The organism is Banduia mediterranea, from assembly GCF_031846245.1.
Taxonomy (GTDB): domain Bacteria; phylum Pseudomonadota; class Gammaproteobacteria; order Nevskiales; family Nevskiaceae; genus Banduia; species Banduia mediterranea.
In genome coordinates, this window is sequence record NZ_JAVRIC010000009.1 from 114,184 (window position 1) to 128,990 (window position 14,807).

Consider the following 14,807-nt stretch of genomic DNA (forward strand, 5'->3'; position numbering starts at 1 on the left):
CGATTCTTTTCTTCATCCGTATCCGCCCGAACCGTGACAGGGACGGGCCGCCAAGGACTATCGTCTCGCCGTGACCACAGAAGTAACCGAAGCCGAACGCATCCCGCTGCGCGTATTCGCCGAAAAGGCCTATCTCGACTATTCGATGTACGTGGTGCTCGACCGCGCCCTGCCGCACATCGCGGACGGACTCAAGCCGGTGCAGCGCCGCATCGTCTACGCGATGAGCGAACTCGGCCTGGGGCCGAACTCCAAACCAAAGAAGTCCGCGCGCACCGTCGGTGACGTGATCGGCAAGTTCCATCCGCACGGCGATTCAGCCTGCTACGAGGCGATGGTGACGATGGCGCAACCGTTCGCCTACCGCTATCCGCTGGTGGACGGGCAGGGCAACTGGGGCTCGCCGGACGATCCCAAGTCGTTCGCGGCGATGCGCTACACCGAGGCCAAGCTGGCGCCGTACGCGCAGGCGCTGCTGTCCGAGCTAGACCTGGGCACGGTCGATTTCGCGCCGAATTTCGACGGCACGCTCAAGGAGCCGAAGCTGCTGCCGGCGCGCCTGCCGAACATCTTGGTGAACGGCACCACCGGCATCGCCGTGGGCATGGCCACCGACATTCCGCCACACAACATCCACGAGTTGCATGGCGCCTGCGCTCATCTGCTGAAGTATCCGAATGCGCGCATCGAGACGCTGTGCGAATTCGTCAAGGCGCCGGACTTTCCGTCGGGCTGCGAGATCGTGTCCCCACCCGAGGATATCCGCCGCGTTTACGAAACCGGCAACGGCCAGATTCGCGGCCGCGCGCGCTGGGAGCGCGAGGACAACAACATCGTCATCACGCACCTGCCGCATCAGGTGTCGCCGGCCAAGATTCTGGAGCAGATCGCCGACCAGATGCGCGCCAAGAAACTGCCGCTGGTCGAGGACCTGCGTGACGAGTCCGACCACGAGAACCCGATCCGTCTGGTGATTGTGCCGCGCTCGAATCGCGTGGACGCCGATCAGCTGATGGCGCACCTGTTCGCCACCACCGAACTCGAGCGCAGCTTCCGCGTCAATCTCAACATGGTCGGGCTCGATGGCCGGCCGCGCGTCAAGAACCTGCGCGACATCCTGGTGGAATGGCTGCAATTCCGCGTTGCCACGGTGACGCGGCGCCTGCAGCACCGCCTCGGCAAGGTCGAGGACCGGCTGCACATCCTTGATGGCCTGCTGATCGCCTTTCTCAATATCGACGAGGTGATTCGCATCATCCGTTTCGAGGATGAGCCCAAACAGGCGCTGATGGCGCGTTTCAGCCTGTCCGATGCTCAGGCCGAATCCATACTCGACCTGAAGTTGCGGCATCTGCAGCGTCTCGAGGAAATGAAGATCAAGGGCGAGCAGGCTGAACTCGCCGAAGAGCGCGATCGCCTGCAGGAACTGCTGGGCTCGGACGACAAGCTGCGCAAGCTGGTCGCCGACGAACTCAAGGCCGACGCCAACAAGTACGGTGACGAGCGGCGTTGTCCCATTGTCGACCGTCCTGCGGCGCAGGCGATGACGGTCACCGAGATCATGCCGAGCGAACCGGTCACCGTCATCCTGTCCAAGGCCGGCTGGATCAAGGCCGCCAAGGGACACGGCGTGGACGCGGCCGGCATGGCCTACCGCGCCGGTGACGAATTTCTGTGTTCGGCCGAGGGCCGGACCAATCAGCTGCTGATCCTGCTCGACAATCAGGGACGCAGCTATCAGATTCCTGCACACGGGTTGCCGTCCGCGCGCGGCAACGGCGAGCCGGTGTCCGGAAAGCTGGATCTCTCGGACGGCTCGCGCATCGTCGCCTTGCTGTTCGGCGACGCCGAACAGCGCTATGTACTCGGCAGCGACGCCGGCTACGGGTTTGTCGCGGTGCTCGGTGAAATGCAGACGCGCCAGCGCGCCGGCAAGGCCGTGATCAGCGTGGACGCCAAATCCAGCGTCCTGCCGCCGGCCTTGTGCACCTCGGTCGCGAGCGATCGCATGGCGGTGATCACCGCCGAGGGGCGTCTGCTGGTGTTCGCCGTGGCTGATCTGCCGGAACTCGGCAAGGGCAAGGGCAACAAGCTGATCACGCTGCGTGGCGAGGACCGCATCATCGCCAGCTGCGTGCTCGGTGAAGGCGCCAGCCTGACGCTGGAATGCGGCAAGCGCACGCTTACCCTCAAACCGGGCGACGTCGCAGCGTATCAGGGCGCGCGTGCGAGCCGTGGCAGCCATCTGCCACGTGGTTTCCAGCGCGTGGACGCGGTGTATCCGGCCACGGAGGTCTGAGTCGGCGAGCGAACCCAGGCTTGAATTCGCGGTCCAAGCCCCCAGAATTCCTCTGTCATCACCAGGCGATATCTGAACCCATGAAGCGCATACTGCTTTTCCTCGGCACCAACATTGCGGTGGTGCTGGTCCTGAGCATTGTCACCTCGGTATTGGGCGTGAACCGCTGGTTCACGGCCAATGGTCTCAACTACGAAGCCCTGCTGATTTTCTGTGCTGTGTTCGGTTTCGGCGGCGCCTTCATTTCGCTGGCGATCTCCAAGCCGATCGCGAAATGGTCGACCGGCGCCAAGCTCATCACGCAGCCACGCAATTCCGCGGAAGCCTGGTTACTGTCGACCGTGCAGCGCCAGGCGCGGCAGGCTGGCATCGGCATGCCGGAAGTGGCCGTGTTCGACTCGCCGGTGCCGAACGCATTTGCCACCGGGGCCAGCAAGAACAAGGCGCTGGTCGCCGTCAGTTCCGGACTGATGAACAGCATGACTCAGGAAGAGGTCGAGGCCGTGCTCGGCCACGAGATTTCACACGTTGCCAATGGCGACATGGTCACGCTGACCCTGATCCAGGGCGTGGTCAATACCTTCGTCATGTTTCTGGCACGCGTCGTCGGCTACTTCGTGGACCAGTTCGTATTCCGCCGCGGCTCGGACAGCCAGGGCATCGGCATGGGTTACTACCTGTGCGTGATCGTGCTGGAAATCGTGTTCGGCATTCTCGCCAGTGCGATCGTCTGCTGGTTCAGCCGTCAGCGTGAATTCCGCGCCGATGCCGGCGGCGCACATCTGGCTGGACGCCGCAAGATGGTCTCGGCCTTGCAGCGCCTGCAGAGCTTCCATGAGGCGCCGAACCAGTTGCCACAGCAGATTCAGGCGTTCGGCATCCGCGGCGGCAAGATGGCCAAGATGTTCTCCACGCACCCGCCGCTGGAAGAGCGTATCGCGCGTCTGAACCAGGCCGCAGCCTAGCAGCCTGTCGGACTCAGGATGATCGACTGCGACTTCGGCCCTGCGGCTGAAAATTCCGGGCGCCCTCGTTGAATAATTCCCGATATTCGCCTCGGTCTCCCGAAATTTTCATCTCACAGGACCAAACCCTCGCGACGACCCCCTAAGTCCGACAGGCTGCCAGGGCCCGTTGCGGGCCGGGCTTGAACGGCGATTGTTTCGCGCAAAGACACCAAGAACAACAAAGCTGCTGATGCAACACCATTTTGATGTTTTTCTTTGCGTCTTTGCGCGAAATGAGTGGCTTGTCGCAGGCGGCGCTCTAGCCTACATGCACATCCGCAGACAGCAGTACGACTTCGGGTTCCTGCACGCTGTTGCCCTGGATGAAGTTGATGCCCATTTGCCACAGTCGCGCCATCACGTTGGCGTCTTCGACATGCGAAACGATGGCCTTGACGTTGCGCTGGCGTGCCACGTCGAGCAACTCCTTGAGGCGCTTCTGTTTCGTCAGGTCGGTGAATTCCTGGGTAAAGGACGGATGGAACTTCACGAAGCGGGCCGTGACATGCCCCAGCAGTGGCGCTGAATTGGCACCGGCGCCGAAGTAATCGATCGCTAGATCGGCCTTGAGTTCCGCGAGTCCGGCACACAGCAGTTTGGCTTTGCGGATGTGGTTCTGGACGATGCCTTCGCGGACTTCGAAAACCAGTTCGTTGGCGCCCAGGGCGCGAGTTTTGGTCTGCTCATGCAACCAGTGCAGGAAGCCTTCGGCATCGCGCAGGGTGTCTTCGGACAGCCGCACGAACAGGCAGGCGCGGTCGTGGGTCTCTGCCCGTTTGGCCAGTAGGCTCAGCGAGCGCGAGGTCACCCAGCGATCGATCAGCTTCATCAGGCCGTGTTTCTCGGCATCCGGCAGGAATTCTCGCGCCAAGCGCTCCTGTCCGGTTTCGTCGATCATGCGCACGAATACGTCGAAATACTGCTGGGTATCGCCTTCCAGGCTGGCGATCGTCTGGTAGGCAAGTTTGAGTCGTCGTTCCTCGATCGCACGGCGGATGCGGCCGGCCTGGCGCTGGCTTTCCTTTTCGGCTTGTTCGCTTTCGGCCTTGGGGCCCAGCACCAGCACACGGTTGCTGCCCTGGGCCGCACTGCGTCGCGCTTCGAAGACGATTTCATCGTTGACCAGCCGCAGATCGCTGTCCTCGGCCAGCGGATACGCCACGATCGTGGTGGTGAGGTGGGCTTCGAAGCGGGCGGTCCTGAACAGCTGCGACGAGACTTCCTTGCGGATCGATTCGGCCATTGCCTCCACGTTGAGTCCCTTGCGGTTGGCAACCATCAGCGTCCATTCGGCGGCCGAGGTGCGGAACAGCTTGTCCTGGGCATGAATGAGGTCCGCGACCAGTTCGCGCAGCGTGGCAAAGACCTCGTCGGCATCGACCAGGCCCAGACGTTCCTCCAGGCGGTCGGCGTCGTCCACACGCAAGGCCATCAGGGCGGCGATGCCGGTGTTCGGCTTGCCGTTCATCGCATGGAAGGCCTTGAACAGCTGTGTGCGTGAATCCGATGGGCCTGCCGCCTCCGGCGATACGCCAGCTTCACTGCGAATCAGTATTTGGATCGGGCTGTCTGCCGATTGCTCCTCCTTCGTCACGTATGCGGTGACCTGTCGATGGGTGCCGTCGCGATGCAACAACTGCAAGTCCAGAGAATCCTCGGTCGATTTGCCCTTCTGCAGCTGACGCAGATGGGACTTGACGCGCGGTCGATCAGGCTCGGCGATCAGGTCCATCAGCGGCTGCCCGTCAAGCTCGGTCTGCGTGTCGAAACCGGTCAGTACCGCGAAGGCGGGATTGGCACTGGCGACGATACCTTCCTGAATCTGTGCGATGGCGTCCGCCGTGCCGGCCACGAGATTGCGGTGCCGCGCCTCGAAGTCGGCCAGCTGCATACGCAAACGCCGAATTTCCTGTCTGTGGCCGTGATTCTGAAGTTCGCGCAGGCAGATGCGTTCCAGATGCGTCAGCGACCGATCGTCCTGAACGCCGACGCAGTCGCGGGCGCCCAACTGAAGCGCATGCACGGTCTGCTCCCCGGGCGTTTGCTCGGCCAGCATGAGTACCGGAACGTCGGAGGCGATCTCGGCGCACAGGGCCAGCACCCCGCCAAATGGTGCATTGGGCAGGCCTTGCGCGCACAGCACCAGATCCGGTGCGGCGCGGCGCAAGGCGTCGTCGAGATCTTCCAGGTCGGTCAGCCAGGCCGCGCGGACCGGGTGACCGGCGTTGCGCAGGTGACTCTCGACGGTACGCGCGCTGTTCTGGGATGCGCTGAACACCAGGATCACTGAGCCGGAGCCGAGCGCTGAAACCTGCGTGTTCAAACGATCACCATGACAGCAATGTTTTCGCGGGCTGTCCCGGTTCTTCCTTGGCGAGTCTTGGCACTAGATACCCCGGCAGGCAGTGATGGAGTTCGCGCAGCAACGCTGCCGCCCTGTGTTCGGAGACTTCGAAATGCGTGCTGCCAGCGACTTTGTCCAGCATATGCAGATAGTAGGGGACGATGCCGCATGCCAACAAACGTTTTGATAGTGCCGCGAGCGCCGGGACACTGTCGTTGACGCCCGCCAGCAGCACGGACTGGTTCAGCAGCGTGACGCCCAGCGCGGACAGGGGGCGCAGCGCTTCGGCTACGGCCTCGTCCAGTTCGTTGGCATGATTGGCGTGCAGGACGATGATTTTGTCGAGCCGGCCGCGTGAGATCCAGTCCATGAAGGTCTGATCGATTCGCTCAGGCAGCACGATCGGCTGGCGGGTGTGCAGGCGCAAGCGCTGGACGTGCGGAATGAATTCCAGGGCTTCGGCGAATTCGGCAAGCTTGTCGTCGGACAGGCTCAGCGGATCGCCGCCGGACAGGATCACTTCCTCGATGCTCGGATCGTCCGCGATCCGTTGCAGCGTGAGCTGCCAGCGACTGCGCGAGGCGGTCGCATCGGCATACGGAAAATGCCGGCGAAAGCAGTAGCGACAGTGCACGCCGCAGGCCCCGGTGGCGACCACCAGGGCACGGCCGCGATATTTGTGGATGACGCCACCCTGGCCGAGTTTGTCGAGGTCACCCACCGGATCCCGAATGAAATCGGGATGCGCCGCATCTTCGGCGGCGCGTGGCCAGACCTGCAGCAGCAGCGGGTCTTTCGGATTGCCCTTGCGCATGCGCGCGGCGAAGCCGCGCGGCACGCGCAGCGGAAAATCGGCCACGCGCGACAACGCCAGTTCCGGCAGTTCCGGATCGAGTTCCAGAAATTCGAGCAGTGACGCCGGCTTGGAGAACGCGGCGCGTAAGGCCTGTTGCCAGAGCGGGGGATGTGGGCGCGGGGAGTTTGCAGTTATCATGCGCGCCGCATTCTGGCCGGTGCATGCCGCACCGGCAAGTAACCAATTCGGGATTTCCATGGCGAGCTACAGCACCAACGAATTCAAATCCGGCCTCAAGATCATTCTCGACAGCGACCCGTACGTCATTGTCGAGAACGAATTTGTGAAGCCGGGCAAGGGTCAGGCCTTCAGCCGGGTCAAGATCCGCAACCTCAAGAACGCCCGCGTGATCGAGCGCACCTTCAAGTCCGGCGACACGGTGGAAGCCGCGGACGTGCTCGAAACCGAGATGCAGTATCTCTACAACGATGGCGAATTCTGGCACTTCATGGATTCGGAAAGCTTCGAGCAGCTGCAGGCCGACGCCAAGGCGGTCGGCGATTCCAATATCTGGCTCAAGGAACAGGACAACTGCACCGTGTTGCTGTGGAATGGCGTGCCACTGCAGGTGTATCCGCCGAACTTCGTTGAGTTGCAGATCGTGGAGACCGACCCCGGTGTTCGCGGTGACACCTCGGGCGGCGGCGGAAAGCCGGCCAAACTGGAAACCGGCGCGGTGGTGCGCGTGCCGCTGTTCATCCAGCAGGGCGAAGTGATCAAGGTCGACACCCGCAGCGGCGAATACCTGTCGCGCGTCAGCAAGTAGCGGATCGGACGGATGTCGGGGCCGGGGACCCGGGGCCTGGGACCCGGAAACCTCTGGAGGCCTTCGGCCTCGATTGAAGGGCTCCGTCGGCGTGCAGCGCTATTCGCCGAGGTGCGGCGTTTTTTCGCCGAGCGCGGCGTCATGGAAGTCGATACGCCGGTTCTGTCGCGCTACGCCACGGTCGACCGCCACATCGAAAGCTTCGTCGCCGTTCCTTTTTCGGGACCGGGGACCCGGGCCCCGGGTCCCGAAAGCTTTCTGCAAACCTCGCCCGAGTTCGCGATGAAGCGCCTTCTGGCCGCCGGCAGCGGGCCGATCTACCAGATCGCCCCAGTGTTCCGGTGCGAGGAATCCGGCCGGCTGCACAACCCAGAATTCAGGATGCTGGAATGGTACCGGCCCGGCCTGGATCATCACGGACTGATGGACGAGGTCGAGGCGCTGTGCCGCAGCCTGGGCGTGACCGCCGCCGAGCCGTTCGAACGCCTCGGTTATCGTGAAGCCTTCGTCCGGCATGCCGGTTTCGATCCGATGCAGCCGGCGGCACAGCTTCGGCTTGACTTGGAGGGACGGGTTCCGCTGCCGGACGTCGACGACGCCCAGGCAGCGGACCCCGATTTCTGGCGCGATCTGGCGATGAGCCTGCTGGTCGGGCCTGCGTTGGGCGAACATCAGCCCTGCTTCGTTCATGGATTTCCGGCCTCGCAAGCGGCACTGTCGCGCGTGGAGGGCGGGCTTGCCCAACGCTTCGAGCTGGTGTGGCGCGGCGTGGAGCTGGCCAATGGTTTCCATGAACTCGGCGAGGCCGAGGAGCAGCAGTGCCGTTTCAAAGCCGACCGCAGTTGGCGGCGTGAACATGGCAAGCCGGTGCCGCCGTTGGACGAAGCCTTGATCGCAGCGCTGCGTCACGGCCTGCCGGATTGCGCCGGCGTGGCGCTCGGTCTGGACCGCTTGTTGATGCTGCTGTGCGGCGAGACCGAGCTGGCGCGCGTGCTGCCGTTTGAGTTTTCACGCGCCTGAGCGGCCGGCGCTTACGCGATTCTCAGTTCATGCTGTCGTTTCCGGCTCAGTCGGGCGGCGACGAACTCGTAGGCGCGGCGTATGCCCTGCTTCAGCCACTCATTGCCGAAACGTTCCGGCTCATCAACCTGAATCCACTTGGTGCAGGCCAGATAGGGCGCTGCTGACAGGCCCGCGGCTGATCGGTCAGTTCCAGAATGCGATGATCGTCCTCCTTGAACCAGACGCGTCCGGCCTAGCAGCCCGTCGGACTCAGGATGATCGACTGCGACTTCGGCCCTGCGGCTGAAAATTCCGGGCGCCCTTGTTGAATAATTCCCGATATTCGCCTCGGTCTCCCGAAATTTTCATCTCACAGGACCAAACCCTCGCGACGACCCCCTAAGTCCGACAGGCTGCTTGGGAGCGCCGAGACGCTATAGCGCGAACATCTTGCCGTCCACGCTGGCCGCCAGCGCGTCGCCCCATTTCACATCGAGCGCGGTGCCCGGCCACGCAGTACACAGCTCGTGCTATCGGGACTCGTCCACGTGCCGGCGCCGGACCGAACGCGGCTATAGAAACTTGCTGACGGTGCCGGGCAGCTTGAACCGCTTGTTGGCCACGAATTGGTTCAGCAGAGTGGTCAGCCAGGCGCGCGAACTGGAGAAGCTTTTGGGCACGATGTAGCGCTCCGTGCCCTCGGACTCGAGTTCGTAGCGTTCGATCGTGGCCGTCACCGGTTCCTTTTCACCCTTGAGCATGGCATGCAGCGTGAGCTTGCCGCTCTTGGTATCCGCAGTGCAGTCCAGCACTTCTCCGTACGCTCTGAAGCGGTCGTTGACGAAGGCCTTGAGCGACATGGCCAGCGCTCCATCCTTCATGCCGCGTGCCAGAATTCCGAACATGTTCGTGTCCTCACAGAACGTCCGACGCGAAGGCGGCAAGCCGTGAGCGTTCGCCGCGCGCCAGTGTGACATGGCCGCCGTGCGGCCAGCCACGGAAGCGGTCGACAACGTAGGTCAGGCCCGATGTGGTCTCGGACAGGTAGGGGGTGTCGATCTGCCCGAGATTGCCGAGGCAGACCATCTTGGTGCCGGGGCCGCAGCGCGTGATCATCGTCCGCATCTGCTTGGACGTGAGGTTCTGAGCCTCGTCCACGATGATGAACCGGTTCAGGAAGGTGCGGCCACGCATGAAGTTGAGGCTGCGGATCTTGATGCGCTTGGACAGCAGGTCGTTGGTGGCTGCGCGTTCCCAGTCGCCGGCCTCGCTGGTCTGAGTCAGCACCTCGAGGTTGTCCATCAGCGCGCCCATCCACGGCGTCATCTTTTCTTCCTCGGTGCCGGGCAGGAAGCCGATGTCCTCGCCGACCGGGACCGTGACACGGGTCATGATGATTTCACGGAAACGCGGTTCGTCCAGAGTCTGCGCCAGGCCGGCCGCCAGCGTCAGCAAGGTCTTGCCGGTGCCGGCGGCGCCGAGCAGGGTGACGAAATCGATTTCCGGATCCATCAGCAGGTTCAGCGCAAAGTTCTGCTCACGGTTCTTGGCGTGTATGCCCCAGACCGGCGTCTTGCCGTGGCGGAAATCGCGAATCACGCGAAGTTCACCGGTTTCGCCGTTGAGATTCTGGACCATCAGCTCCAGACCGCGGTCGGCGCTGGTTTCGCCCGGAAGATGCAGGAATTCGTTCTGCGTCCATTCGCGTGCCAGCGGACCCTTCACGCGATAGCAGGCACGGCCCAGTTCGTCCTGCCAGGACTCCATGGTTTCGCCATGCGATTGCCAGAAATCGGCCGGCAGATCGTCGTAGCCGCGATACAGCAGATCCAGATCGTCCAGCACCTGGTCGTTGTAGTAGTCCTCGCTGTGGACGCCCACGATCGCCGACTTGATGCGCAGGTTGATGTCCTTGGACACCAGCGTCAGCTTGCGCTCGGGAAACTCTTGCTGCACCGACAGGGCCGTCAGCAGGATGCTGTTGTCCGGTTTGTTGCCCGGCAGCACGTCCGGCAGCGTGAGGTCCGGCGGCCGCGTCTGGAAGAACAGGTGTCCGGTTGCCGGAGATTCCCCCTGCGTGCTGTTGGGCACGGCCGGCAGGGGCAGTCCGGTCTTGATCTCGGCATGGCCGCGGCCCCGCATCAGATCATCGAGCACCCGGCTGACCTGGCGGGCATTGCGCGAAACTTCGCTGGTGCCTTTCTTGGCGGCATCGAGCTCTTCGAGCACCACCATCGGAATGAACAGGTCGTGTTCCTCGAAGCGGAACAGGCTGCTCGGATCGTGCATCAGCACGTTCGTGTCAAGCACGAAGATACGGCTTGGCTTCATTCGGTGACCGTCGGCGGAGCCGGCCTCGCATCACGCCGGCGATTTGAAGGGAGAACGCGGATGAGATGCTTGAAAGTCAATCGGGTCAAAGGCTTTGCGCCGCCTCCAGCACTTCTGCGGCGTGGCCCTTGACCTTGACCCCACGCCACTGCCGTTTGAGTTTGCCGTCGGCGCCGAACAGGAAGGTGCTGCGATCCACCCCCATGTAGGTGCGGCCGTACATGCTTTTCTCCTTCATGACGTCGAGCGCATTGCACAACAGCTCGTCCGGGTCGGACAGCAGCGTGAACGGGAAGCCGTACTTGCTGCGGAAGTTTTCGTGGGAACGCACGCTGTCGCGCGAAACGCCGACGATCTCGACGCCGGTGCGCTGAAATTCGGGATACAGCGCAGAGAAATCCTGGCCTTCCAGGGTGCAGCCCGAGGTGTTGTCTTTCGGGTAGAAGTAGAGAGCCAGTGGCTTGCCCTTGTAGGACTTCAGGTCCACCTCGCGGCCTCCGGTGGCGGCCAGTTTGATCGCTGGAAGAGACTTGCCAATCGCGATGCTCATGCACTCCCCGTGGTGATGTCGGGCTATGGGACTGTCGTATCAGGTCTTGATGGGGTCCAGCATACCGTCTGCATTGAGATCGTCGCACAGATCCATGAAAGACTCCCGCAGTGCCTGTGGATGCTGGTTGACCGGTACGTGCACCACCATCTGCACGCTGCACATGCCGGCTCCGGTATAGGTCGAGGCGTACTTCTGGGTGGATATCTCTGAAACATCCACATCCTGCCCGTGGAAGAACTCCAGCAGATGCACCAGCAGATCCTGCTGCTGAGGTGCGATCACTTCCACCGCGTAGGGGCGAAAGTCCGGAGCCGGTTCGCGCGGCCCGCAGCGGCTGAACTGCACCAGCAGATCGAGTTTCTGGGCGATACCGGGCATCGCGGTTTCCAGCCGTCCAAGCGCCGCCCAGCTCCCCGAGATCAGCAGGCTGGCCGAAAGCCGGTCGCCAACCGAGGCGATTCGACAATCCTCGACCTCGCAGCCGCGCTCACGGATCGCCCGGAACAGCTCCAGCGCGAGCTGGGGACGCGGCGTGGCGAGCACCGACAGGGACAAAAGATTTTCGATTGGGGGCATTTCGGCGCTTCAGGCCTACCGTCGAAGTCCGAAGGACTTGGGAATGGTTGGAAGGATTTTATTTCCGCGCAGTTTAGCGGTCCCCCACCGGCGCGCAAGCCCCGGCTTGGCGAGCGTGCGGAATCGATTCGGATATACTCGCGCGTCCCAATTTTCTGGTTTTCTCCCGAGCATGATTACCGGCAGTATTGTCGCGCTCGTCACGCCGATGCAGGCGGACGGAAGCATCGACAACCCAGGCCTGCAGCAACTGGTGGAATGGCACATCGCCGAGGGTACGGATGGTATCGTCGCCGTCGGTACCACCGGTGAGTCGGCCACGCTCGACTACGAAGAGCATATCGACGTGGTGCGTCGCGTCGTCGAATACGCGGCCGGCCGTGTTCCGGTGATCGCCGGGACCGGCGCGAATTCCACTTCCGAGGCGATCGAACTGACCCGCGCCGCGCAGGGCGTCGGCGTGCAGGCCGCGCTGCTGGTCACGCCGTATTACAACAAGCCGCCGCAGGAAGGGCTTTATCGTCACTACTGCGCCGTGGCCGAGGCCGTGGACCTGCCGCTGGTGCTTTACAACGTGCCCGGCCGCACTGGATGCGACATGTTGCCGGCCACGGTCAAACGCCTGTCTGAAGTACCAAACATCGTTGGCCTGAAGGAAGCCAAGGGCGAGCTTACGCGCGTTCGCGAATTGCTGGCGCTTGGCCTGCCGCCGGAGTTTGCGCTGTATTCGGGTGATGATGCGACGGCACGCGAGTCGATACTGCTGGGTTTCCATGGCGACATTTCGGTCACTGCCAATGTTGCGCCTGGGCTGATGCAGCAGATGTGCGGTGCCGCGCTGGCCGGCGATTCGGTGCTTGCAGCGGAACTCGACAGCCGTCTTGAAGGTCTGCATCGAGACCTGTTTTGCGATCCGAACCCGATCCCGGTGAAATGGGCCCTGCGGGAAATGGGCCGAATCCCCGAAGGAATTCGCCTTCCGCTGGTGCCACTGGACGAACGGCATCGTACTGCCGTGCGACACAGCCTCGAATACGCTGGAGTGATTTGATTGATGAAACCGATGCTTCTCGCCATGGCCCTGAGCGCGCTGACGCTCACCGCCTGCTCGCAGACACGCTATTGTTCCGGCGAACAGAACTACCAGAAGGCGCGTCCGCTGCCACCGTTGCAGGCGACGCAAGGGCTGACGATTCCTGTTTCCCAGGGCGCCCTGAGCGTGCCCGAAGGTCGTGGCACCAGCGGCGGCTTTGCCGAAACCTATGTCAACGCCGAGGGCGAGTCCGAGCAACGTTGCCTGGACATGCCGCCACGTCTGGTCGGTGCCGACCCCATCGCCACGCCGATGGCGCCTCCTCCTCCGGAAGGGGGTTGAACGCAGGGCTTTTCAAGCGGCGCACATCGGCTACAATGCGCGCCCGCCGGAGAGGTGTCCGAGTGGTTTAAGGAGCACGCCTGGAAAGCGTGTATACGGTAACCCCGTATCGAGGGTTCGAATCCCTCTCTCTCCGCCATATTCACATTGCAGGCTTGCGAGGACCCTAACACCTTGAAAGGCAAGGTGGTTTTTGCGGTTCGAAAGCCTTCGTTCCGCACATATTGCAAACGCTCGGAAAACGCCAGTTTCAGCAGCGCCTGCTTGTGCTCGAAGCGACCGGAAACCCAGAGTTCATAAGGGTTTGCAAGGAAGGTCAACGCGGTTCGAAGTGCTTGCTCGAAAGGCCGTTTCGGCTGCGTGATTTGAGCGGCTTTTTCGCGCAAGACGATCTTCTCGGCATCCACCGCTTTGATGCGTTGCTCGATGGCGGCAACCGCCGTCGAAGACTCCACCTCGACGATGCGCGTCACCAGCTTGTCCGTCTCCCGGTCCAGTTCGCGCAGACGCCCGTCAAGATGCTTGCGGCGGTCCTGCTGCCAGCTCCGCCGATGCTCCCATAAGTCCTTGAACATCGCCTGTAGCGCTGTAAACATCGCCCTGGACGGCTGCAACGCTTGCACTAGCTTACCGAACTCACGCTCGATCACATCGCGGCGAATGGACTTGCTGCGGCTCTCACAGCCCTTGGTGACGCAGTAGTAGTACGGGTGGCGGGTTCCATTGCGTGCCTTGCTCCAGCACGCCGTAAGAGGCTTACCGCAGTCCCCACAGGTTACGAAACCACGAAGCGGGAATGCTTCCGCTGCGTCCTTGCGGGCCGGGGCGTACGCCCCCTCCTTCATCCGCTGTTGAATCTTCTGGAAAGTCTCGAAGCTGATGAGCGGCTCGTGTTTACCCACGCGCAAGGACACATCCCGCGCTTCGCATTCGATGTAACCGGCGTACGTCACCCGCGATAAAATGCGCTCCACATCCTGATTGCTGACTTCACCCCGGTAGTTCCGAGGAAACTCAGGGTGCTGCTCGAAGAAGCGTTTGACCTCGGCTTTCAGTTGCAGCCTGCCGGAGGCGTAGCCCTCCAAGCCTGCGGCGACAATGCTCGCCAGAGGCTCGTTGCGAACGATGATCTTTCCGCCCCCGGACGGGTCTTTGACCCACTTGTAGCCTACAGGCGGTTTGGGATTGATGTAGTAGCCGTTGAGCAGGCGGGCACGGCTGCGATGCTGCGCGACCTCGCCGATCTTCTGACGCTGATGCTGGCTCACCGTCGCCAGCAGATTTTCGACAAGCTGGGAATCCGGATCGTCGCCGAACTCGATGCTCGGCGAAAACAACTCGCCTCCCGCGCTGGCCAACGCGGCCCGCAACTCCCAATGCGCCGTAATTGAACGCGCCCAACGGCTGACATCATCAATGATGACGGCGGGACGGTCTTTACGATGTTTGCGTAGAAACGCCAGCATCTCCTGCATGCCGGGTCGGTCTGTCAGCGCACCTGATTTGCTATCGCTGAAAGTCGCCACTACGTCAAAGCCTTTGTATTTCGCATATTCAAGGCATCGCGTGGCTTGAGATTCGACGCCGCTGCCTTGTTCAGCTTGGCGCTTCGATGACACTCGGCAGTACGTGACGGCTATTCTCAGCTTGCCCTGCGTTGGAAGCTTCGGTTCCATGACAAGATTCATGACTCTTCCT

General features: G+C 62.4%; 12 protein-coding genes, 1 tRNA gene and 1 pseudogene. 7 read left to right on the forward strand and 7 right to left on the reverse strand.

Features of this window, described 5'->3' with window-relative positions; translation table 11 throughout:
• Window positions 1-70: 70 nt before the first annotated feature.
• Window positions 71-2,299: a DNA topoisomerase IV subunit A gene (parC, locus tag RM530_RS08490; RefSeq protein ID WP_311364796.1), complete on the forward strand. Its 2,229-nt coding sequence runs from the start codon at window positions 71-73 to the stop codon at window positions 2,297-2,299.
• Window positions 2,300-2,379: 80 nt separating this feature from the next.
• Window positions 2,380-3,264, forward strand: a complete 885-nt coding sequence (gene htpX / locus RM530_RS08495; RefSeq protein ID WP_311364797.1) for a protease HtpX — start codon at window positions 2,380-2,382, stop codon at window positions 3,262-3,264.
• A 301-nt stretch (window positions 3,265-3,565) separates the two neighbouring features.
• Here the strand turns inward: htpX and RM530_RS08500 are convergent, their stop codons facing one another.
• Window positions 3,566-5,629, reverse strand: a complete 2,064-nt coding sequence (locus RM530_RS08500) for an EAL domain-containing protein (protein WP_311364798.1) — start codon at window positions 5,627-5,629, stop codon at window positions 3,566-3,568.
• Window positions 5,630-5,633: 4 nt separating this feature from the next.
• Window positions 5,634-6,644: an EF-P beta-lysylation protein EpmB gene (gene epmB / locus RM530_RS08505; RefSeq protein ID WP_311364799.1), complete on the reverse strand. Its 1,011-nt coding sequence runs from the start codon at window positions 6,642-6,644 to the stop codon at window positions 5,634-5,636.
• A gap of 58 nt (window positions 6,645-6,702) precedes the next feature.
• On the opposite strand from epmB, the gene efp reads away from it, so the two are divergent.
• Both efp and epmA read left to right on the forward strand, forming a co-directional pair.
• A complete protein-coding gene (gene efp / locus RM530_RS08510) occupies window positions 6,703-7,272 on the forward strand; it encodes an elongation factor P (RefSeq protein ID WP_311364800.1) in 570 nt (189 codons plus the stop codon).
• A gap of 12 nt (window positions 7,273-7,284) precedes the next feature.
• A complete protein-coding gene (epmA, locus tag RM530_RS08515) occupies window positions 7,285-8,292 on the forward strand; it encodes an EF-P lysine aminoacylase EpmA (protein ID WP_311364801.1) in 1,008 nt (335 codons plus the stop codon).
• 554 nt (window positions 8,293-8,846) lie between these two features.
• On the opposite strand, the gene RM530_RS08520 is transcribed toward epmA, so the two are convergent.
• From RM530_RS08520 to RM530_RS08535, 4 genes are all read right to left on the reverse strand, one after another.
• Window positions 8,847-9,179 carry a hypothetical protein gene (locus tag RM530_RS08520; RefSeq protein WP_311364802.1) on the reverse strand — a complete coding sequence of 111 codons (333 nt, stop codon included), beginning with the start codon at window positions 9,177-9,179 and terminating at the stop codon, window positions 8,847-8,849.
• Window positions 9,180-9,189: 10 nt separating this feature from the next.
• Window positions 9,190-10,605: a PhoH family protein gene (locus RM530_RS08525; RefSeq protein WP_311364803.1), complete on the reverse strand. Its 1,416-nt coding sequence runs from the start codon at window positions 10,603-10,605 to the stop codon at window positions 9,190-9,192.
• Window positions 10,606-10,690: 85 nt separating this feature from the next.
• Entirely contained in the window at window positions 10,691-11,155 is a 465-nt protein-coding gene (locus RM530_RS08530) for a peroxiredoxin (protein ID WP_311364804.1), read from the reverse strand.
• A 39-nt stretch (window positions 11,156-11,194) separates the two neighbouring features.
• Window positions 11,195-11,734 (reverse strand): glycine cleavage system transcriptional repressor, encoded by a 540-nt coding sequence (locus tag RM530_RS08535; RefSeq protein WP_311364805.1) that lies wholly within the window; start codon window positions 11,732-11,734, stop codon window positions 11,195-11,197.
• A gap of 172 nt (window positions 11,735-11,906) precedes the next feature.
• On the opposite strand from RM530_RS08535, the gene dapA reads away from it, so the two are divergent.
• The 3 genes from dapA (at window position 11,907) to RM530_RS08550 (ending at window position 13,248) form a co-directional block, all read left to right on the forward strand.
• Window positions 11,907-12,785, forward strand: coding sequence for a 4-hydroxy-tetrahydrodipicolinate synthase (gene dapA / locus RM530_RS08540; protein ID WP_311364806.1), 879 nt, complete (start codon window positions 11,907-11,909; stop codon window positions 12,783-12,785).
• Between the two features lie 3 nt (window positions 12,786-12,788).
• Entirely contained in the window at window positions 12,789-13,109 is a 321-nt protein-coding gene (locus tag RM530_RS08545) for a hypothetical protein (protein WP_311364807.1), read from the forward strand.
• 48 nt (window positions 13,110-13,157) lie between these two features.
• Window positions 13,158-13,248 (forward strand) — tRNA-Ser (locus RM530_RS08550).
• A 505-nt stretch (window positions 13,249-13,753) separates the two neighbouring features.
• Here RM530_RS08550 and RM530_RS18965 read toward each other — a convergent pair.
• A pseudogene (locus RM530_RS18965) lies at window positions 13,754-14,797 on the reverse strand (recombinase family protein); the annotation flags it as partial.
• Window positions 14,798-14,807 lie beyond the last annotated feature (10 nt).